The following is a 22041-nucleotide window of genomic DNA, read 5'->3' as shown; positions in this document are numbered from 1 at the left end:
CGCCAACCCTGCTTATGTAAGGCTATACACCTGCTGTTAAGAGGCAAAACCCCACCCAACGGCGAGCAGTTCGTTTATTTTGTCAGGTAGGAGGCACCATTATTTCAGAAGTCATTATCTAAAAAGGATGATCTTCTCTTCAGGGAAAGTGCACCAGCCCGCATCGGGATACGGGCGCATAAAGCAGAGAACTTTTTTCCACCACCCTAAAAATTGAGCGTGCTTATTCTTCTTTTTACGGCTCACGGCTTGGCAACACTGCGGCTTTTTTCTGCCAGTTTGACCATCACCTGCAAGGCTTGATTGACAGGAGTAGCAATACCAAACTCCGCGCCTTTGCGAACAACATAGCCATTCAGAAAATCAATTTCTGTAGGTTTGCCTCGTTTGAGATCCTGGGCAGTGGAGGACTTCTGATCTGGCATGAGCTTTGCAATATCCAGCACCTGCGCAAGTAGTGTTTCGGGTAGCCAGACTTGGCATGCAGCCGCCACATCCTGACATTCCTGCACAACCTGCGCCATGACTCCGGTCACACCTTCCACTGTGAGCATAGAGGCATAGGAAATCTGCGCTACCGCAGAAAGGGCGTTATAAGCACAGTTTATTGTCAGCTTGGTCCATAACGCATCCATGACATGACCCGACACAATGGTCGGCACCCCAGCCTGCGTAAATACAGAAGCAATCTCCTCACTTTGCGGAGTGGTTCCAATCAACAACCGGCCTCCTCCATGGTACCCCACATGGCCCGGCCCCGTCATATCCACCGCCACATACACTACTGCGGGGATAACCAAACGCCCGGTAACAGCGCTCAGCTTTTCAGCATTATCAACACCATTCTGAAGGCTGAGAATAACGGTTCCCTCCTGCAAAGCCGGGGCAAGTTCACGCCCGGCCTCTTCCGTATCTGCTGATTTGACACACACCAGCACAACATCTGCAGGAGAAAGATCAGCCGCTCTGGTTATAGCCTTTACGTCAATTCGCCTTGTACCATCAGGCATATCCAGCGACAGCCCATGCGCCTGAATTGCATCAACATGCACGGCACGACCCAGTAACGTAACATCATGCCCAGCAAGGGCCAGCAGGCCACCCACGTAACAGCCAACTGCCCCTGCCCCTATGACTGCAATGCGCATCGCTTCTCTCCCTTGCTGTCAAGTTTTCAGAAAAACCTTACACCCATTTTACAAGAGGCAAGCTTGCCATTCCCCATGAAAACAGCCCTCCTCTTTGCTTTTGTGTGAATACCAAAAACATTGAGGCAAGAGGCCTTCTCTGTTCAAGGGCAAACCCTCTTTGCCTAAGAACCCTTTTGGAAATTCACAGATGAGTATTTCGGCGCGGCATGAAACTTTTGGCGGCCAACATTTACGGATGGCATCCCAAATTATCAGTCACCCTGCACGCTCCGAAAAATAATCGGCAGTGGTCAGCCTGACCAGAATCAGTCGGCTATCCATATCGACGGCAATGTGCTGCGTGCGCTCAATGCTTTTTTGCTAGCGTCATAACCATCTTCCCTTGCATGGGAGACCTTGATGTTGGTTGTACATGCCCCCTTCGGATGAACTGATCTCTCATCCGGCGGTTCCACGCTCGGACATCAGGCAGACGTTATAGAGAGCCTAGAACAAAAAAACAGCCAGCTCCTATAGGAACTGGCTGTATTCCTATTGTCGTACCTTGAGGGAAAAATCAGGCAATCAGTGGTTCAGCATGTTTGAAAAGGCTTTCAAACCGGGCACGGTCTTCTGTCAATAATCGCACCGTAATGGTTGTGAAAGCGTCATCATCCTGCCGGTCCGTCACTTCACCATGCTGATAGAGCCATGCTGAAGCAGCCCCATCAGAAAGTGGAAGCCGATACCGCACTGTCTCCATGGAAGAGGTAATGCGCCGATCGATTACGTCCATCAAAGCAGGCAGGCCATCCCCTGTAATGGCGGAAATAGCAACGGTATCTTCTGTCTGGGGCACGGCATCGGGCCCGCCCAGAAGATCGGCCTTGTTCATGACTTCAATCATGCGACTGGCCCAGTCAGACTCAATCATGTCATCCCGCGCCATGCCATCCAGCACGCCAAACACGTCTTTTTTCTGGGCAGCACTATCCGGGTGAGCAATATCGCGCACATGCAGAATAATATCTGCCTCCGCCACTTCTTCCAGCGTGGCACGGAAGGCCGCAATCAGTTCGGTTGGCAGATCACTGATAAAGCCCACAGTGTCGGAAAGGATGATACGACGCCCAGACGGCAGCGTAATGGCCCGCATGGTAGGGTCCAGCGTGGCAAAAAGCTGATCCTTGGCATACACCGTGGCCCCGGTCAGGGCATTGAACAGGGTCGATTTGCCTGCGTTGGTATAGCCCACAAGAGCAACAACCGGGAAAGGCACACGCTTACGGGCCTGCCGGTGCAAGCCACGGGTACGCCGAACCTGCTCCAGCTCCTTTTTCAACCGCACAATGCGGTCACCAATCATCCGGCGGTCAGCTTCGATCTGCGTTTCACCGGGGCCGCCAAGAAAGCCGAAGCCCCCGCGCTGACGTTCAAGGTGAGTCCACAGCCGCACCAGGCGCGAGCGCTGATATTCCAGATGCGCCAGTTCAACCTGAAGCGTGCCTTCCTTGGTGGCAGCGCGCGCCCCGAAAATATCAAGAATAAGGCCCGTCCGGTCGATCACCTTGCAGCCAAATTCCGTTTCCAGATTTCGCTGCTGGCCGGGGGTAAGCCGGGCATCCACCACCAGCACATCAATCTTGTCCGCTTTGACGGCGACCTTGAGCGAGTCGACCTGCCCGCTTCCCAACAGGGTGGCAGACCGTTTGGCCCGTACCAGCAGCACTGCCTGCCGGACAATGACCAGACCGATGGAGGCTGCAAGGCCCACAGCTTCTTCAAGCCGGGCTTCTGCCGCCCGGATATCCTGATCATGGGAGGATTTTTCCCACGGCAGGATAACGGCGCCGCGCGTGGCGGAGGGTTTTGTATCAGATAAAGTCGTCGCCAAGAGTTGCTTCTCTGTCTGCCGACGCGCCAGACGCCGGGGTTTCAAATATATTGACTGGTATGGAAGGCATGACCGTGCTGATGGCATGCTTGTAAATGAGCTGGGTATGCTCGTCCCGCTTTAGCAGAACGGTCGTCTCGTCAAACCACGTAATGTTGCCCTGTAATTTGACGCCATTGACCAAAAATACCGTAACAGACGCACGTGAGCGACGAATCTGGCTCAAGAACGCATCTTGCACGTTATACCCGGTTTCCTTTTCCACAGTGTGAGGCCCTATTCTCGTTTTTTGTTAAAGTCGGAACCCGCGTGCAGTGTACGCTGCAATCGCCCTAGCCCGCCCCTCGTTCTTCAGATGTTACACCAAGCTGTTTCAGTTTGCGATGCAATGCGCTGCGTTCCATGCCAACAAATATGGCCGTACGGCTGATATTGCCGCCAAAACGTAATAACTGCGCCTGAAGGTACTGGGTTTCAAACATATCTCGCGCTTCACGTAGCGGAAGGCTCATGACATCCGCCGCGGCATCAAACTTCAGCAGGGCTGGCGCACCCTCCCCGATGGTGGAGGGCAACATGTCCGCCCGAATGGGCTCCACCGTATTGCCCGGCAGCATGATCAACACCCGTTCCATCAGGTTCCGCAGTTCACGCGCGTTACCGGGCCAGTCATATGCCTGAAGGGCGGCTATGGCATCGGCCGAGAGTTCCCGTTTGGGCAACCCGGCCATTTCAGCGGCCCGCCGCAGAAACAGTTCCGCAAGGCCCGGAATATCATCCCGCCGCTCCCGCAGGCCCGGCACGCTCAGGGGCACAACCGCCAGCCGGTAATACAGGTCCTCACGGAAGCGCCCCGCCATGATTTCGGCCTGTAAATCCCGGTTTGTGGTCGCCAGAACACGCACATCGACCTTTACACGCGTAGAACCGCCCAGACGCTCAAACGTCTGATCCTGCAAGGCACGGACAATCTTGCCCTGTGTCTCAAGCGGCATATCCGCCACTTCATCCAGCACCAGCGTGCCGCCATGGGCGCGTTCCAGAACCCCGGTGCGGCGGCCTGTGCCATCTGGCGCACCTTCCAGCCCGAACAGTTCTTCCTCAAATCGGCCGGGAGCCAGAATCGCGCAGTTCAGGGCTACAAAAGGACCATCAGCCCGGCGTGAGCGCGCATGAATCATCCGCGCAGCCACTTCCTTGCCGGAACCGGGGCCACCCGTAATCAACACGCGGGAACCTGTGGGGGCTACCCGTTCAATCTGCCCACGCACGGCTGAAATCAGGGCGCTGTTACCAAACAGTTCCGTGTCCTGCCCGGCACGCAGCCTCAGTTCTTCATTTTCCTTGGCCAGCCGGGACGCTTCAAGCGCTCGCCGCACCACAACCAGCAGCCGGTCCGCCTGAAACGGCTTTTCAATGAAGTCATAAGCGCCGTGCTGTAACGCCGCCACGGCTGTTTCAATCGTGCCGTGCCCGGAGATCATGATCACCGGCACGGAAGGTTCTTCCGCGTGCAGGACATTAAGGATACCAAGCCCATCCAGCTTGGAGCCCTGTAACCACACATCCAGCACAACCAGAGACGGCCTGCGTGCACGAAACGCCGCTATTGCCGCATCGGAATTCCCGGCAACCCGCGTTTCGTATCCCTCATCTTCAAGGATGCCCTCAATGAGCATCCGAATATCAGGCTCATCATCAACAATCAGGATTTCATGAGCCATGGTCGTCCTTCATCGGCAACATCAGAATAGCCACAGTTCCTGTTTCCTCCGCCCTGTCTTCCAGACGCACTGCACCCCCATGGTCTTCCATGATTTTTTTCACAATGGCCAGCCCCAGTCCGGTGCCTTTGGCCTTGTGTGTCACATAGGGTTCCGTCAGGCGATGCCTGTCATCTGAAGGCAGCCCCACGCCATTATCCGCAACTGAAATTTCAACCTCGTCCTGCTCCTCTTGCAGACCAATCCATATCGCGCCTGCCACGTTTACGCCATGTTCTTCAGCATCACCCTGTTTTGCCGTCATGGCAATGGCATCTGCCGCATTCTGTAACAGGTTGATTAACGCCTGACTGATCAAACGTCGGTCACACCGGACAATCGGTCCCCTGTCTGGTAGCCTGACATGGTAGGTGATCTCAGGGTGGGCATTGCGTTGCAGCACCAGAACTTCGCGCACAATCCGGGACAGATCTTCCTGTGTCATCACAGGCTGAGGCATCCGCGCAAAGGCGGAAAATTCATCCACCATCCGCCCGATATCGCCCACCTGCCGCACAATGGTGTCCGCACACTGGGCAAATGTTTCAGGGTCGGACGTAATCTCTCTCAGGAAGCGGCGCTTCAACCGTTCTGCCGCAAGCTGAATAGGAGTGAGCGGATTCTTGATTTCATGAGCAATACGACGGGCCACATCAGCCCAGGCCGCCTTGCGCTGCGCAAGCTGCAGGGCTGTAATGTCGTCAAACGTGATCACGTAGCCTTCTGTCACCGTACCTCGCAACTCTGCGCCTACACGTACCAGCAACATACGGCGATTGGCTATCGGGCCTGTCTGCACTTCCCGCGTAATGACCTGATCCGGGGCATGGCGCGCTTCCATCAGAATATCTGCAAAATCCGGCACGCGCACGGAAAGAGGCTCCCCAATGGCATCCATCAGGTCTGTCTGGAGCAACAGGCAGGCCGCACGGTTGGGCAGTTCAATCCGCTGCTCTACATCCAGCCCGATCACACCGGCGGACACACCCGACAGAACCGCCTCCGTAAACCGGCGGCGTTCATTAATCTGTCCGTAGGCCGCCATCAGTTCTGAACGCTGGCTGGCAAGCTGCTCCGTCATGCGGTTGAAGGCGCGGGACAGGCTGGTGACTTCATCATCCCGGTTGGCTTCAGGCACATGTACACCCAGATCGCCCTCACTGATACGGCGTGCCGCCAGAATCAAAAGCCCCAGCGGCTTGGCAATCTGGTTAGCCAGCGCCAGCCCGATCAGCGCCGCCGCAGCCAGCACCAGCAACGCCACCAGCGCGAAAATCATGATGAAGGTAAGCTGGATTTTCGCCTTGTTGTCATTCAGGCGCTTGTAATCCGCCACCACTTTTTCAGTACGGTGCATGTGCTCCAGAATGGTGGGGTCCACCAACCGGGTAATCACCAGCATCAGCGCCGGAGTCTGGGAGAGTTCCACAACGGCCCGCACGCGCCGCTCATCGGGTGAATCCAGAATAGCCACATCATTGGTGCGCGCCATAAGCGTAGCAGCCGGCGGTGGGAGGTCCTGCATATAGCCGGTACGGCTCATTAATCCACCCGCTGCCACCACCTTGTTGGTGATGGGATCATACACCAAGGCTTCAGTCAGCCCACGCATTGTCGCCTGACTATCCAGCATCTGGCCCAGCGCATCCGGGTCCTGCAACAGATTCATGCCGCTGGCCGCCAGTTCGTTTTCCGCACTGGTAATATAGTTGGCCATTGAAAACGCATCTGTCCGGATATTGGCGTTATGTTCTGTCAGATAGCCGCGGGATGCCTCAAGAGCTTCTGTGAGCGCCGTATTGACCCGGTCTGCAAACCAGATCTGAATACCGTAGTGAAAAAACAATGTGGCAAACACGCCTACAACCAGCGTGGGGGCCACCGCCACAATACCAAAAAGGGTGACCAGCCGCACATGCAGGCGTGCTCCCGCCAACCCTTTGCGGTGTTCTGCCAACATAGGGCCAACGCGCATTACCAACGCCAGTACCAGCAAGCCCAGCACAAGGCTGTTCACCAGCAGAATGAGCGGCTCTATGATGGCGTAATGCCCAAAAGACATTCCGCCAGAAAGGGCCACAAAGGTTGCAAAACCCAGACAGAGAGCCAGTGCGGCCAATGTCAGCGCCACACTCTTCCGCTCCAGAGACCGCAGAAGCCAATGTAGCCGGGTGCGGGAGAGTAGCGCCTTCAGCACGGAGAGAAAATGCTTCATGCGCCAGCGTCAGACCACGCCGCGCACAACCGGAATTTCCAGTTCGCGTATCTTTTTACGCAGCGTATTGCGGTTCAGGCCCAGCATGGAAGCAGCCTTGATCTGATTGCCGCGCGTTTCAGCTAACGTCATCTGAATAAGGGGGCGCTCCACTTCCGTAATCACGCGGGAGTACAGATCGTTCAGAGGCATCCCCTCCCGCCCCGCGACAAGATAGCGCAGGATATGGCGGGAAACCGCATCCGTCAGAGGTTCCTCCACGGCCGGTTTTTCCACCAGAGCTTCGTTTGCCAGAGGTTCGGCAAGTTCCGCATCAATCAGATCACTGCCGATTGTTTCCTGGGGATAAAGGGCCACAATACGGCGGATGAGGTTTTCCAGTTCCCGCACGTTGCCGGGCCAGCGCCAGGACTGCAAACGCTCGATAGCGGACTCATCCAACACTTTGGAGGGACCGCCTGCATCCCGGCATTGCACCAGAAAATGACGGGCCAGCAGCGGAATATCCTCCAACCGTTCCCGCAGCGGCGGCAGACGCACCGGCACCACGTTCAGACGGTAGTAAAGATCCTCACGGAACGTTCCGGCGCGAATGGCCTGCCGCAGATCACGGTGCGTTGCAGCAATAATCCGCACATCGGCCCGAATAGGCGCGCGCCCCCCCACGGTTGTGAACTCACCATCCTGCAACACGCGCAACAAACGTGTCTGGGCTTCCGGCGGCATATCGCCAATTTCGTCCAGAAACAGGGTGCCGCCAGCAGCTTGCTCAAACCGACCGGGACTGCGTCCGCCTGCTGTCCGTTCCTGCCCGAACAGTTCGCTTTCAATCTGGTCCCGCGGGATAGCTGCCATATTGACGGCAATAAATGCTCCCCCACGTCTGCGCCCGTATTCATGCAGGGCGCGAGCCACCAGTTCCTTACCCGTGCCACTTTCCCCGCTGATCATTACGGTCAGATCAGACGTGGTCAGTCGGGCAATGCTGCGATAAATGCTCTGCATCACCACGGACTGACCAATCAATGGCAGGCGCTCTTCCGGGCTGGCGCTTACCGCAGGTTTGTCTGCTTCCTGCGCAGGGGCAGCCAAGGCACGCCCCACAACGCTGAGAAGTTCTTTCAGGTCAAACGGCTTTGCCAGATATTCAAAAGCTCCCCGCTGAGTAGCCTTCACCGCAGTCATCAGGTTGGACTGCGCACTCATGACAATAATGCGCAAATCAGGCCGGGCCTGCCGGATACGCGGGATGAGATCCAGACCGCTACCATCCGGCATGACCACATCCGTGATCACCAGATCTCCCTCGCCTTCCTCCACCCATTGCCACAACGTGGCTGCATTGGGGGTGGACTGCACCTGATACCCGGCCCGGCCCAAAGCCTGCCCCAAGACGGTACGAATGGAGCGGTCATCATCAGCAACAAGAATAGTGGGCAGAGGCGTCATGGCGGGAGGGTCACATTCAGCAACGTTGAAATCAGTTAACTCGGGAAGCCGGGAAAAGGCCCCGTTCAGGCGATTACGTGGTCTTCAGACACAACAGGCAGATACAGGCTTATTTCCGTTCGGCCAGGACGGCTTTCCACTTCGATCACGCCGCCGTGGTCATCCATGATCTTGCCCACAAGCGCCAGCCCCAAGCCGCTTCCGCTCATTTTGGTACTCAGAAACGGCTCAAACAGATGGGGACGAATAGTCTCGGAGATGCCCGGTCCGGTATCGCGCACAGTGACCACCAATGGCAAATGCCGCCATTGCGTGGTGCCCGGCACGGCCATGCGAATACCGGGGCGATAGCTTGTCATCAGCGTAATCTCGCCCGGCTTGCCCGTTTCCCGAATGGCTTCGGCAGCGTTTTTCACCAGATTGATGAGCACCTGCACAAGTTGGTCGCGGTCACCCCACACATGTGGCAGGGAGGGATCATACCGCTCCACAATACGAATACCGGCCGCAAACCCCTGATTTGCCAGCAGTTTCACATGCTCAAGAATACGATGGATATTGAGGGAACGATATTCGGTTGGCGCTTCTCCAAACATCCCCATCCGCTCAACCAGCGCATCAATGCGGTCCACTTCATCACAGATCAGGGTAGCCAGTTCCCGATCCTGATCGGAAACCGCATTTTCCAGAATTTGCGCCGCCCCTTTTATGCCTGAAAGGGGATTACGCACTTCATGCGCCAGCATGGCCGCCATGCCTGACACACTACGCGCCGCAGACCGAAACGCCATCTGCCGGTCGAGCGTGCGGGCCGTGGAGGAGTCATACACCGTCAGCAAAATAGAACCGGGGCAATCAGGAACATCCGCCCCCTGCACCGTCACCCCTTCCCGATGGAAGCGCGGACTGCTGAAGGCCAATTCATGCTCGGTTACACTTCCACCTTCACGCCGGAGATGCTGCACCAACAGAAAAAGCGGGTGATCAGAAGGAACCAGATCCTGCAAGGCGCCCTGACACAACTGATGCCGGGACATGGCAAAAAACTCTTCCGCCGCTGAATTGGCAAAACGAATGCCATCATCCGGGCCAAGTTCCAGCACTGGCACAGGCAGACTATCCAGAAGAACGCCGGGGTCTGACCTTTCTGTTGCCGAAAGAGCGCCGGGTTTCATGCAGACCTGATCACGCAGCGCAGGCCTGAGCCTGCTCCGCCGCTTCTGCATGGCGGGAAACGCGTGGCTCACGCACTGCGCCTGCTGCAATCTGCTGATCGTAAAAATCAGTCATCATGGCAATGGCTTCGGGCGCGTTATCAACCCGGTTGAACGCAGCCCGGAAACCGGCGGAATTCGGCAGGCCAGCAGAATACCAAGCCACATGTTTACGGGCCAACCGCAGGCCCGGACGTTCGCCAAAATGGCGGAGCATCATGTCATAATGTTCAAGCACAATGGCTTTTTCTGTAGGCAGATCAGGGTCAGGCACGTTTTCACCCGTAAGCAGGGCCTGCGCCACCTGTGCCAGAAACCACGGCCGTCCATAGCAGCCTCGGCCGATCATCACTCCATCCGCACCTGATTCCGCTAGGGCGGTTCTGGCATCATCAAGGGTCAGGATATCGCCATTCACAATAACAGGCAGATCAACGGCGTCCTTCACTGTGCGCACAAAGGCCCAGTTTGCCGTGCCGTTATAGAATTGCTGCCGGGTACGCCCATGCACCGTGATCATGCGAATACCAGCCTGCTGCGCAATACGGGCCAGAACCGGCGCATTCAGATGCTGATGATCCCACCCCATCCGCATTTTCAGGGTAACTGGCACATCTACGGCTTTGACCGTGGCTTCCAGCAGGCGGCCCGCAGCCACCTCATCCCGCATAAGGGCCGAACCGGCCATCTGGCCCACGGCCACTTTCTTCACCGGGCAGCCAAAATTGATATCAATCATGTCCGCACCGCGGCCAACGGCAATGCGTGCTGCTTCCGCCATGGCATCAGGATCACACCCGGCAAGCTGCACGGCATTGGGGCCGCCCGCGTCTGCAACCTCGGCCATGCGGAGGGTTGTGTCGTTCTCACGCACCATGGCCCAGGAGGCGATCATTTCTGAAACCACAAGCCCAGCACCCAGCTTGCGCGCCAGACGCCGAAACGGCAGATCTGTCACGCCAGACATGGGGGCCAGAATAACAGGCGTTTCAATACGGATGCCGCCGCCCAACTCAATAGGCCGCACTAACGGTTGCGTTTGCACTATCTTTTCCACATTGCCTATGATTTAGGCAGGAATAGCGTTTTCCCGCCCCGGAATCAATCTTTTATATCCGAAACATTCTAACGCTTCAGGACAACAAAAAGCTCAGTTTCCCAACGGTTTTATAACCGGGCCTTACATGTTGTAACGCGGGTTATAGTCACCTGGCCAGCCAGCTTCAAGACTATCTTGCTCAGGCCTCTTCAACAGAAAAAAGGCACTCCTCCTTACGGAGCAGAGTGCCTTTCTGGCCTCAAGCAGCGCAAAAATGCCCTTCGGATCAGGGCACCAGAACGGAAACCGCCGCCGTGCAGGCAATGCCTTCTTCACGTCCCGTAAAGCCCAGACGCTCGGAGGTTGTCGCCTTCACGGAAATGCGGCCAATATCCACCTGCAACAAATCCGCCAACCGCTGGCGCATGGCTTCTGCATGCGGGCCAATTTTGGGACGCTCGCAGATCAACGTCAGATCCGCATTAATCAGCATGCCCCCGCGCTCACGAATACGCTGACCGGCATGCACCAGAAAACGCGCACTGTCGGCATCTTTCCATTCGTTCTGGCTAGGCGGAAAATGGCGCCCGATATCGCCTTCAGCCAGCGCACCATAAATGGCGTCACACAGCGCGTGTATCCCGACATCTGCGTCAGAGTGACCAGCGAGCCCTTTGGTGTGCGGCACAGTAATGCCGCACAGAATAAGCGGACGCCCTTCTTCAAACGCATGCACGTCATACCCAAGCCCCACGCGCGGCAAAAGGGTCGGGCCGATCAATCGTTCAAGACGCACGAGATCATCCTCATAAGTCAGCTTAATGTTGTCTTCATCGCCACGCACCAGCGCCACGCTGAACCCGGCATCTTCCAGCAGCTTGGCATCGTCCGTCGCACTCTGGGAAGAAGCCGAACGATGCAGGTCACGAAACAGCCCGAAGCGGAACCCCTGAGGTGTTTGCGCGCGGAACAGGTGATCACGCGAGACTGTGCCCGCAATAACCCCATTGTCTTCCCGCTTGAGCGTATCAGCCACCGGCACTGCCGGTATTGCCCCCGGATGTTCGCTCAGGGCTGAAATCACGTTCTGGATTACGGTCGCGGTCACATAGGGACGCGCACCATCATGCACCAGCACCAGATCAGGCTTCTGATCTTCCGGCAGCTTGTCCAGCGCTTCAAGCCCGGCCCGCACACTGGCCTGGCGGGTTTCTCCCCCCGCTACCGGCGGCAGGGTTTCAAGCCCGTCCAGCGCATCCCGCAGGGAGTCCAGATGCCCGACTGGTTGCAGGCAGGTCACATGCGGCATCAGGGCTTCCGCAGCGTGACGGATAACCGGCAGGCCCGCCAGAAGCACATATTGCTTTGGCGTATCAGACCCGCTGGTAGCGGCGTAACGGCTGCCTGTTCCGGCAGCCAGAAGAATGGCAGCAACTCGCATGACGGGAGGAATGAGGCCGGAACCGTGCGGCGTCAAGGCGGAAAATGGCATACCGCATGACCATCAGAGCCCCTTCCCCCCGCCCTGCACCGAAAACAGAGACGGAGTGGGAAAAGGCGTTCAGCCCGCTCTCAGAGGGTCTGCTCCACAAAAAAACGGGGGCGGCGCTTCACCTCGGTATAGATACAGCCGATATATTCTCCAACAATCCCCAGCGCCAGCATCTGTAACCCACCAATCAGACAGATTACTGCGTTAAGAGAAGCCCATCCCACCGCAGGCTGAAAAAACAGCTTGTCCACCACACTCCAGACCATACTCAAAAGCCCCAGCAGAAAAACACTGACACCCAGAAGAGCTATCATCCGTAACGGCACGACAGAGAACGATGTCACGCCCCGTAGGGCCAGGGCCACCATTCTAAGCAAGGTATACTTGGACTTTCCGCCCACTCGGGGGGCTCGCGTATAATAGACGCTTGCTGTCTGGAACCCGACCAAGGGAACAATACCGCGCAAATACAGATTTTCTTCCGTAAAGGAGAGGACTGCCTTGCGGGCCTTCGGCCCCAACAGCCGATAATCCGCGTGATTTTCAATGCTTTCCACGCCCATTATGGTCATGAACCGATAAAAAAAGCGCGCAGTGGTGCGCTTGAAAAACGTGTCAGAGGTTCGGTCCTGACGGATGCCATACACAACCTGGCAGCCACCCCGATAATGCGCGACCATATCATTCATTACATCTACAGGGTCCTGCAGGTCTGCATCTATGGTGATACAGGCCCCCACCTGCACGGCCATCAGCCCAGCTAGAAGCGCATTCTGGTGCCCTACATTGCGTGACAGCTTCACGCCAGAAAAAGAAGAGGACCGGGCCGCCAGATCAGCAATCACGGCCCATGTCTGGTCCGTGCTGCCATCATCCACAAACAGGATCTTGCTCTGCTGCGCCACCAAGCCAGCCTTAATCAGTGCCTGAAGCTGTTTTTCCAGAACATGAGCAGACTGCAACAGGATGGGCTGTTCATTATAGCAGGGCACGATAAGTGTCAGCGTTTCCGCCAGTTCTGCTCCTTCAGGCAATGAACCACCCTTTTCCTTTGCTTCCTTTCAAGCAGTAAACCTTCTGAAACAGGACCGATAAACCCCACCTGCGGCAACTCTGTTATTGGTAAGGCTCAAACGGTCTTCACGCCTTCCTGTCGCACCCCCTCCACGTGGTAGGATTCAACAAAATAGAGAGGACGATTTTTTGTCTCGTTGAAAATGCGACCAATATATTCGCCTATCAGCCCCAACGTCATGAGTTGAACACCGCCCAGAAACAGGATCACACTCATCAGACTTGGATAGCCTGGCACATGGGAACCGAACAAAAGTGTGTTCAGCACAATCCATCCCCCATACAGGACAGCCAGCAAGGAAATGACAAACCCCAGATATGTTCCCAACTGCAAGGGCACAACGGAGAACGAGGTAATGCCTTCCAGCGCGAAGTTCCATAAGGACCAATAATTGAAGCTGGTGGTTCCACCGGCCCGTGGCGCACGATCATACAACACCGCCTTGGAGGGATACCCCACCCACGCAAACAGCCCCTTCATGAACCGATGCCGTTCACGCATCTGCAACAGGCTATCCAGCGCCCGGCGGCTTAAAAGTCGAAAATCGCCAGTATCTGGAGGAATGACAATACGGTTCCCCAGTTTCGCCATGACGCGATAAAACATCCATGCCGTCAAGCGCTTGGGAACACTCTCTCCTTCCCGCGCACGCCTGCGGGCATAGACCATATCGACATCGTCAGACCATGCGCTCACCAGATCTTGAATAACTTCTGGCGGGTCCTGTAGGTCCGCATCAATCACAATAACGCCATGAGTTCCGCGCGCGTGATCCAGCCCGGCCGTCAGCGCTATTTCCTTACCAAAATTACGGGAAAGATTTACGCTGGAGACCCGATTATCCTGCTGCTCCAGGCCACGCATAATGGTGAGAGTCTGGTCTTTGGAACCATCGTTCACATACACCACCTCCCACGGCCGCCCGATACGATCCATCACGGCCGATAACCGCTGGTGGAATTCTGGCAAAACAACCTGCTCATTATAGCAAGGCACAACCACACTAAGAGAGGGTAGAGCTGAAACAGGCAAAAATATTTTCCTTGGTTAAAAGACCCAACCACAGATCCCTGACTTGCTGTCTTTTATATCTATACACGCAGCAGGAAAGAATACTTTTTCTCTTAATTGGTTGATTGAAAAGACAGAAGTTAAAGCACATCAGGCCGATCAATTTTTTCAACAGGCTGTAATATACGGTTGCAATATACCAAACACATATTTTTTTAGCTGACACACAAAAATATGCCTCTCTTATAAGCAGCCATTAAGATCAAAAAACCCTTGTTTTCATTTGCGCCGGGCTTGCGTCCCTATACCGTAGAGTTAAAAAGAAACGTCTTTTTCAAAAAATGGCAAGGAACGCCCATTCATGAACGCCCGCACGAAGGAGATTATTACTTCTTCAAAACAGGACCGTACGGACGGTTTTATTCTGCAGAACATCATTTTCCCCAACCTGCAGTCTGTTATTCCTGAGGGGTTGTATTTCCGCCCACATAATGAAAAAGTCGAACTCTCCCGCGCTGAACCTGAAATCCTTTATGTAAAGGAAGGGGGCCGCGTTTCTTTTGATACCTACTTCAATGGCGTTACGATCGAACGCTGGCGAGAGCTTTGCGCGATTGAAAACGTTGCCCTGGAACTGGAAGGGGCTGGCCGTTTTGTGGTGCGCATCGGACTACACCAGCTTGGGCTGCCGCATCGCTGGCTTCTGGAAAAAACAGTCTCCCTGACAGAAGGTGAACGTGTTGAACTGGACCTTCCCTTCTGGCCTGATCTTCAGAATGGAATGCTGTATCTGTGGGTAGAAGCCTTGGAAGACGGTCATCTTTTGGGTGGCAGGCTCACCACCACCCAAAAGCCGCTTAGAGACGTTAACCTTGCAGTTATTATCACGCACTTCAACCGCAAGCCGTTCCTGCTGCCGGCCCTTCAAAAACTTGCGCATGCCTTAAAGGTTGATCCGGTCTGGTCTGAACGCCTGCGCGTGATTGTTATCGACAATTCACAGAACGTAACCGAGGAAGAAGCCTGCGGCGCTCTTGTTATTCCCAACAAGAATCTGGGCGGCGCTGGCGGGTTCACCCGTGGTCTGCTGTATGCAAAAGATCATGGCTATACGCATTGCCTCTTCATGGATGATGATGCGAGCTGTGATTTTGAAGCTGTAAGACGCGCCTATATGCTTCTCAGCTACACAACTGAGCAAAGGGCTGCCGTGATCGGGGCCCAGCTTCGGGAAACGGTGCCATGGCAGCTTCATGAAGCCGGAGCCCGCTTCATCAACGGTCGTTGGCTGGCCCGCAAACATCTGCTCGACATGCGAGATGTGCACCACCTGCTACAGGCGGAAATGAACGATGCCGCCCCTAATTATGGCGGCTGGTGGTTCTTTGCCTTCCCCATCTCTGCCGTGCGTCATTTCCCATACCCGTTCTTTGTGCGTGGGGATGATGCCCAGTTTTCCCTGCAGAACAAATTCCCGCTCATCACCATGAACGGCATCTGCTCCATGGCGGAAGATTTCAGCGTCAAGGAAAGTCCAATGACGCGCTATCTGGGCCTGCGCGCGACCATGGTCCTCATGATGCTGAACGGACAGACCAAGCCCAAACCTTACCTTCACACGTTCCTGACCTGGTTCCGGGGGGTTCTGTTCTCCTACAACTATGCCAGCGCCAAAGCCTTGCTTATGGCCATGGAAAACGTGATGGAAGGTCCTGAATTCTTCCTTCGCAACATGGATATGGCTGCGGTCCGCGCAGAAGTGGGCGCACTCAAGCCAAGCGAGAAAATGCAGCCTTATGACCTGAAGGATGTGGAGGTTGCTCACAACCATCACCCAGATGGCAAGCTACGCCGCCTTGTCCGGCTGGCAACACTAAACGGCAATCTTCTTCCCGCATCCCTGACGCGCGATGATCTGCGTTTTCAAACGAAAAACTTCAATGCGGCTTTCCGTGATATTTTCCGCTACAGTCAGGTTCTGTACTATCACGAAGCCAGCCGCACAGGCTACGTGGCCTCATTGGATCGCAAGCAGTTTTTCACCTTGTGGAAAGAAGGCATTGCGCTCTCCATCCGGTTTGGACGGATGCTGCCCGAGCTACAACAAGCTTATGTAAAGGCCCTGCCCGGCATGACTACAGAAGAATTCTGGCGGCATGTCTATGAGAAAGAACTCAAGGACTGAAACAGAAAGAACGTTTAATAAAAAACCCCACCAATTGGTGGGGTTTTTTACTGGTTCACAGATCTTCCAGAATCCTACGCAATTTCTGGTTTCTTCGTATCTGCAACAACAAAAGTCCCAACCCGATTACTGCCAGCACAGGGCAGTAAAGCGTATAGGCCCATGTAACCGGGAAATAGGAAACCTTCAGTTCTCCTGAGCATCCTGCGGGAATATCAGCGCCCAGAAGCATAGTGCCAAAGCCGTGAATCGTCACAGGACAGGTCAGACCGTGCGCAACATAGCCAGGCCACCAGACACGAGAAAAAACAAGCTTGAGCGGATCTGTATGCTCCGGAACGGTAAGCGTAACAGAATCATTTGTCTCACGCGCAACCTTTACGTTCGGGTTGGTCGTGTAAGTCAATGTTGTGGGGTAATGCTGATCAGAGGAATAGTACAGAACTGATTGATCATGAGACAACTGAGCGGGGTGATAGCCGCAGCCTTCCAACCCGCTGCCAACGTCTTCCTGAATATCAGCCCGAATGGCAAGACTGCTGACGCCAAACAGATTAAACCAGCAAACGTTTTCAAGACCGGGGACGGCCTGGCTTAAGTTGGCCATGCTTTCCTCAGGCTGTAACACGGCATGAGAACTGTAATACGCCAGAACCTGATCAAGATATTTATGACCATTGGGAGATGAGCCATTAATGCTGCGGATATCATAGTATCCAAACAGAGCGGATTGCAGTTCTCCGGGCTCTACCGGTTCTTCCGGTGCCCACCCCGTAAAAGATGCGAAATTTCCATCCCAATTCACATTTTCAGGCAACGCCATATGTGAAGGAAGGGTATGAACCGGAAGATAAACCTTACCGAGAGAAGGCATACAAGCCAGCATCAACGCCAGACAGAATGCGGGCACCGTTGCCGCCTTCACCCACGATGACGAGGCAATATCCACGGGCTTTCTCTTTTCCACACAAAAGAACCAGAGCCCGACAAGGAGCAGACTTGTTCCCGCTTCCAGCAAAACAACCTTTGGCCGCTCAAAAATATTCCGGAAAGCGGAAACAACAAAAAGCACAAGAACAATGCTAAGGAAGCCGTTTTTCCGAACAAGACTGTTCACTTTTCCCCACGCGACATGACATAAAATGTGGCGACAGATGCAAAAACGGAAAAATAAGGCACAAATCGGATGGGCCACCGCAACATACCCGTCTGGGAGGGGAGCATGGACAGACAGAGGGTTGCTGCAAGAATTACCGCAAAAAGAACGATATTCTTATCCAGAAAAGAAACTCTGTAAAAAAACAAAGCAAGCAGAAAGAATACGGTTGAAAACCCGACTGGCACAAAAAAAGATTTGAACCCGCCGAAATAGTTCATGAATTCAAAATATGTGGGAGAAAATGTCAGAAGTAACTGGGTAACGCTGGGCACCATGAAGTTACCGGCGTTATTCCAACCGGATGGACGATTAACCAAACCAGACAGCACAATAAATTCTGAATAGACTGGAATAGCGGCAATGCCTGCCAACACAAGGGGAAGGCACCTCTTTACAACCAGATTAAAGGCTTCTCCGTATCGCAGATCCACCAAACTGATACAGCCGACAATCACAAAATACCCGATAATACCGTGCGGCCAGCCAGAAGAGAGCAGAATGAGAGTAGCAAGAAAATTGGCCACCACACGCCAGGCCGTCATGCTTTGCCGTAACAGACAAAACGTTGCTATCGCCACCAGCGACCAAGTATGGCCATTGGCGGCGTTCCACCATGGGCCTGCATATTGGTAAAGAAAGATGGGGTTAATGGCGATAAAGAACCCCAGAACAAGACTCAAATTCCGAGAAATTCCAAAAGATTTCCCAATAGAATACCCAGAAAGGCACGAAAGAAAGATATTGATGAAAGCGTAAAACAGGCCGGGTGCAAGCGGGTTTGCGCTCTTGGCTGCAATCAGGGACGCAAGAATATTTTGCGGTGCAAAAATTGCGCGCTGCAACTCCACCATGGCGTTGCCGCCAATCATGATGTTTTTTGTAATAAAAGGGATTTCACCAGACAGCCAGGACTGACCGTATTGACGCATAAACCCTAGATATTCATTATAGGAATCATCAAGTGTGAAGAAAGATTTAAATCTGATTTCACACAAAGCAACAACAAAAACGGAAACAAGAACCGAATATAAGACGGCTATCGTTCCATTTTTTAGTATCTTATCCGTTTTCTGCATTTTCGCACCAAGCTGGTTTTTTTCTTTTTTATCATTAGACCCTTTCGATATCAGCAAAATTTTTCTTCAGGTCCATCGCGCCATAAAAAAAGCCTGCCTCTACGGAGAAAGGCAGGCTTTTTTCTACACTTGAAAGTGTTTTATCAGCTTGGATCAACAAAGAAGGCGGGCAGATCCAGTTCTTTCGCCTGCAACGCTGCATCAATCCGATCACACGCGGCGAGGGCTTCCGTGATGGTGACATCCATATCCAGATAACGGTAGGTGCCAAGGCGCCCAAGGAAAGACACCCTCTTCTCTGCGCGAGCGAGGCCAATATAGCTCTCCAGCATCTGCTTTTCGTTCACCAGACGAATTGGGTAGTACGGCACATCCTTCTCGCCTGCCAGACGGCTGTATTCGCGGAAGCAGACTGTCTTGGAGAATTTGTCCTGCTCCCATGGGGCAAAATGCTTGTGCTCGGAAATACGGGTGAACGGAATGTTTTCATCACAGTAATTGATGACAGCCGTGCCCTGATGGTCCCCTTCATCTACAAACCGTTCAAAATCGAGCGTTCTGTAGCCCAGACGGCCCAGTTTGAACTGGAAGAAGCGATCAATCGGGCCTGTATAGAAAACGTGCTGGAATTTTTCTTCCAGGCTTTCAAACGAACAGCCCAGCCGAAGATCAATCCCCTCAACATTCAGAATATTCTGGACAATGGCCGTATAGCCTTCCTCCGGCATACCCTGATAGGGATGGTTGAAATAGTTGTCGTCATAATTGAAGCGTAGGGGAAGGCGCTTCAGAATGGACGCAGGCAGTTCCGTCGGCTCAAGCCCCCACTGCTTGCGGGTGTAGCCATGGAAAAAGGCCCGATACAGTTCCGGCCCGATCATGCTCAACGCCTGCTCTTCAAACGAGCGGGGGTTGGTGATGGTTTTATCCGCTTTGGCTTCAATAAAGGCGCGCGCTTCCTTTGGCCCCATGGTGGTGCCAAAGAACTGGTTGATGGTCAGCAGGTTCACCGGAAGCGTATAGACACGCCCCTGGGAAATGGCTTTCACCCGGTTTACATACGGCTTGAACGCGCCAAAACGCTGCACGTAGTCCCATGCGCGCTGATCTGCCGTATGGAAAATGTGGGGGCCATATTTATGCACCATTACCCCGGTTTCGGCATCACGCTCCGTATGGCAGTTCCCGCCAATGTGCGAACGCTCATCCACAACCGTGACCTTGTGCCCGCGTTCCGCAAGGTGACGCGCAATAATGGCACCACTAAACCCGGCACCCACAACGCAAAAAGACATCCAATCCCCCAGTTTTCATAACCAGCATGGCAGACCGTGAAAGGGCTGCGCCCATAAACAGCAGCCACTCGCATGACCGTTTCGTCAGACTGCTCCCCTCATGCCAGATTGGCTCACAGGGACCAAGCCATCCTTTGATGAAAAGGTAAGATTGTCGGTGCTATTCAGTTATGAAAAATAGAACGAAATTATAGTCTAGCGTAAAAGGTAACCATACCTTCTGCCTTTAGTAACGCAAAATGCCTCTCTTCACTCAAGAAGAGAGGCATCTTTTCCTTCACCCGGATCAGAAATAATCCGAGCTTAACAAGAGAGGCCGATCAGGCCTTTTCGTGCTGTGTACGCACAAATGTATCCAGCAACCGAACACCAAAGCCGGTTGCCCCTTTAGGCTGACCATTGCGTGGCTTACTGGACCACGCCGTACCTGCAATATCCAGATGCGCCCACGGCGTTTCTCCCACAAAACGCTTGAGGAACTGAGCCGCCGTAATGGAGCCACCGGGGCGACCACCAATGTTCTTCATATCCGCGATGTCGGACTTCAGCAGAGCGTCATACTCCTTGCCCATCGGCATGCGCCACAGCTTGTCCCCTGTGACTTCACCCGCCTGAGCCAAGCCGCCAGCAAGGGTATCATCATTGGAGAACAGACCGGCATACTCATGCCCAAGGCTGATGATAATGGCTCCGGTCAGCGTTGCCAGATCAACCATCAGTTTCGGTGCAAAACGTTCACGAGCGTACCAAAGAATATCCGCCAGAACCAGACGCCCCTCCGCATCCGTATTCAGAACTTCAATGGTCTGCCCAGACGCACTGCGCACAACATCGCCCGGCCGCTGCGCGTTGCCAGAAACCATGTTCTCCACCAGCCCGATCACGCCAACTGCGTTCACCTTGGCCTTACGGCCCGCCAGTGCAGCCATCAGCCCCGTTACGGTAGCGGCGCCTGCCATATCCCACTTCATTTCCTCCATACCCGCTGCGGGCTTAATGGAAATACCGCCGGAATCGAACGTGACCCCCTTGCCAATAAAGGCCAGAGGCGCATCGTCTTTCTCGCCCCCGTTCCAGCGCATGATAACAGTGCGGGGTTCGGCATCACTGCCTTGCGCCACACCCAGCAGTGCGCCAAAGCCCAGCTTTTCCATTGCGGGCTGATCCAGCACTTCCACGTCCAGACCGAGGCTACGCAGGGTGCTGACACGTTCAGCAAACTCCACCGGATTCAGCACATTGGCGGGTTCCGTCACTAGATCCCGCGTCAACACCACTCCCCGTGCCACGGCGGAGAGGGCTGGCCAAGCGGCTTCCGCCTGTGCTGGGTCCGCCGCCAGAACAGCAAGAGCCGCCAGACGATGCGTTTTATTGTCTTCCGGCGTACCGTGATACAAGGAGAAATGATAGGCCCCCAGCACGGCACCCAGTGCCACATGAGCAGCGTGAGGCAGGCTCCCTACAGACAGAGCTGCTTTCTCAACCCGCCCCAAAGCGGTTGCGGCTATCCCGCCTGCTTTTTCCGCCTCTTTGACACCAAAAGCCTCTGTACGCCCCACACCAATCAGCACAACGCGATCAAAGCCGGCACCCGGAGCCAGTACAACGGTGGAAGCCCCTTCCTTGCCGGTAAACTCATCGACCTTGACGGCACGGCTGAGGGCACCCTGTGTTGCATCATCCAGGCTTTTGAACAGCGCAGGTGTTTCAGCGCCCTCTGGCACCAGCAGAGCCAGCGCGCCACCTTGCGGTAGTGTTTCTGCAGAAAATGAAATCTCAAGCATAAAATCTGGACTCCTCATGCTTTCTTTTTAAAGTGGCCGTGCATGGTCAACCGTCGCCCCCTCCGGCATAACTCTCTTGCCAGTGGTCCGGCTGAAAACAGCCCAACTTGAAGGTGCGGACTTCCCTTGCACAGCTATTCTGGGCAAACTGCGTACGTCTCCCCTGCGCCCTTGGCAATAGGGAGCCCTCGTCAGCCTGGAAAAAACCGCACCTCACGCCTCACTCTGCCACTGGCAGCCTCTAAGCAGGTCACATCCGC

General features: G+C 54.6%; 16 protein-coding genes. 1 reads left to right on the top strand and 15 read right to left on the bottom strand.

Annotated features, from left to right (window positions below):
- Window positions 1-242: 242 nt before the first annotated feature.
- From QWU00_RS13810 to QWU00_RS13760, 11 genes are all read right to left on the bottom strand, one after another.
- On the bottom strand, window positions 243-1148 hold the full coding sequence (locus QWU00_RS13810) for a ketopantoate reductase family protein (RefSeq protein WP_035380996.1): 906 nt from the start codon (window positions 1146-1148) through the stop codon (window positions 243-245).
- Window positions 1149-1707: 559 nt separating this feature from the next.
- The gene (gene hflX, locus QWU00_RS13805) at window positions 1708-3024 is read right to left on the bottom strand and encodes a GTPase HflX (RefSeq protein ID WP_035380997.1); all 1317 of its coding nucleotides are present in this window, start codon (window positions 3022-3024) and stop codon (window positions 1708-1710) included.
- A complete protein-coding gene (gene hfq / locus QWU00_RS13800) occupies window positions 3005-3289 on the bottom strand; it encodes an RNA chaperone Hfq (protein WP_006559672.1) in 285 nt (94 codons plus the stop codon). The genes hflX and hfq overlap by 20 nt, the downstream gene beginning before the upstream one ends.
- Before the next feature lie 67 nt (window positions 3290-3356).
- On the bottom strand, window positions 3357-4748 hold the full coding sequence (ntrX, locus tag QWU00_RS13795; RefSeq protein ID WP_006559673.1) for a nitrogen assimilation response regulator NtrX: 1392 nt from the start codon (window positions 4746-4748) through the stop codon (window positions 3357-3359).
- Window positions 4738-7002 (bottom strand): sensor histidine kinase NtrY-like, encoded by a 2265-nt coding sequence (locus QWU00_RS13790; protein ID WP_035380999.1) that lies wholly within the window; start codon window positions 7000-7002, stop codon window positions 4738-4740. The genes ntrX and QWU00_RS13790 overlap by 11 nt, the downstream gene beginning before the upstream one ends.
- Before the next feature lie 9 nt (window positions 7003-7011).
- Window positions 7012-8451 carry a nitrogen regulation protein NR(I) gene (ntrC, locus tag QWU00_RS13785; RefSeq protein WP_035381001.1) on the bottom strand — a complete coding sequence of 480 codons (1440 nt, stop codon included), beginning with the start codon at window positions 8449-8451 and terminating at the stop codon, window positions 7012-7014.
- Between the two features lie 65 nt (window positions 8452-8516).
- Window positions 8517-9626 (bottom strand): two-component system sensor histidine kinase NtrB, encoded by a 1110-nt coding sequence (locus QWU00_RS13780; RefSeq protein WP_035381092.1) that lies wholly within the window; start codon window positions 9624-9626, stop codon window positions 8517-8519.
- Between the two features lie 10 nt (window positions 9627-9636).
- Window positions 9637-10710, bottom strand: a complete 1074-nt coding sequence (gene dusB, locus QWU00_RS13775) for a tRNA dihydrouridine synthase DusB (RefSeq protein WP_035381003.1) — start codon at window positions 10708-10710, stop codon at window positions 9637-9639.
- Window positions 10711-10990: 280 nt separating this feature from the next.
- Entirely contained in the window at window positions 10991-12145 is a 1155-nt protein-coding gene (gene ispF / locus QWU00_RS13770; protein WP_035381093.1) for a 2-C-methyl-D-erythritol 2,4-cyclodiphosphate synthase, read from the bottom strand.
- Between the two features lie 131 nt (window positions 12146-12276).
- Window positions 12277-13230, bottom strand: a complete 954-nt coding sequence (locus QWU00_RS13765) for a glycosyltransferase family 2 protein (protein ID WP_197056325.1) — start codon at window positions 13228-13230, stop codon at window positions 12277-12279.
- Window positions 13231-13325: 95 nt separating this feature from the next.
- Entirely contained in the window at window positions 13326-14303 is a 978-nt protein-coding gene (locus QWU00_RS13760; protein ID WP_187668528.1) for a glycosyltransferase family 2 protein, read from the bottom strand.
- A 340-nt stretch (window positions 14304-14643) separates the two neighbouring features.
- Between QWU00_RS13760 and QWU00_RS13755 the strand changes: the two genes are divergently transcribed.
- On the top strand, window positions 14644-16467 hold the full coding sequence (locus tag QWU00_RS13755) for a glycosyltransferase (RefSeq protein ID WP_035381005.1): 1824 nt from the start codon (window positions 14644-14646) through the stop codon (window positions 16465-16467).
- Between the two features lie 55 nt (window positions 16468-16522).
- Here QWU00_RS13755 and QWU00_RS13750 read toward each other — a convergent pair whose 3' ends face one another.
- The 4 genes from QWU00_RS13750 to QWU00_RS13735 all read right to left on the bottom strand — a co-directional run bounded on the left by QWU00_RS13750 (window position 16523) and on the right by QWU00_RS13735 (window position 21781).
- The gene (locus tag QWU00_RS13750) at window positions 16523-17584 is read right to left on the bottom strand and encodes a hypothetical protein (RefSeq protein ID WP_231551796.1); all 1062 of its coding nucleotides are present in this window, start codon (window positions 17582-17584) and stop codon (window positions 16523-16525) included.
- Window positions 17581-18555: a hypothetical protein gene (locus tag QWU00_RS13745; protein WP_231551798.1), complete on the bottom strand. Its 975-nt coding sequence runs from the start codon at window positions 18553-18555 to the stop codon at window positions 17581-17583. Before QWU00_RS13745 ends, QWU00_RS13750 begins: the two co-directional genes overlap by 4 nt.
- A gap of 290 nt (window positions 18556-18845) precedes the next feature.
- Window positions 18846-19997 (bottom strand): UDP-galactopyranose mutase, encoded by a 1152-nt coding sequence (gene glf, locus QWU00_RS13740; protein ID WP_035381007.1) that lies wholly within the window; start codon window positions 19995-19997, stop codon window positions 18846-18848.
- Window positions 19998-20317: 320 nt separating this feature from the next.
- On the bottom strand, window positions 20318-21781 hold the full coding sequence (locus QWU00_RS13735) for a leucyl aminopeptidase (RefSeq protein ID WP_035381010.1): 1464 nt from the start codon (window positions 21779-21781) through the stop codon (window positions 20318-20320).
- Between the last annotated feature and the right edge of the window lie 260 nt (window positions 21782-22041).

The sequence above is a fragment of the Acetobacter tropicalis genome (assembly GCF_030644465.1).
GTDB lineage: Bacteria > Pseudomonadota > Alphaproteobacteria > Acetobacterales > Acetobacteraceae > Acetobacter > Acetobacter tropicalis.
This window is presented reverse-complemented; position numbering and strand designations above follow the sequence as displayed.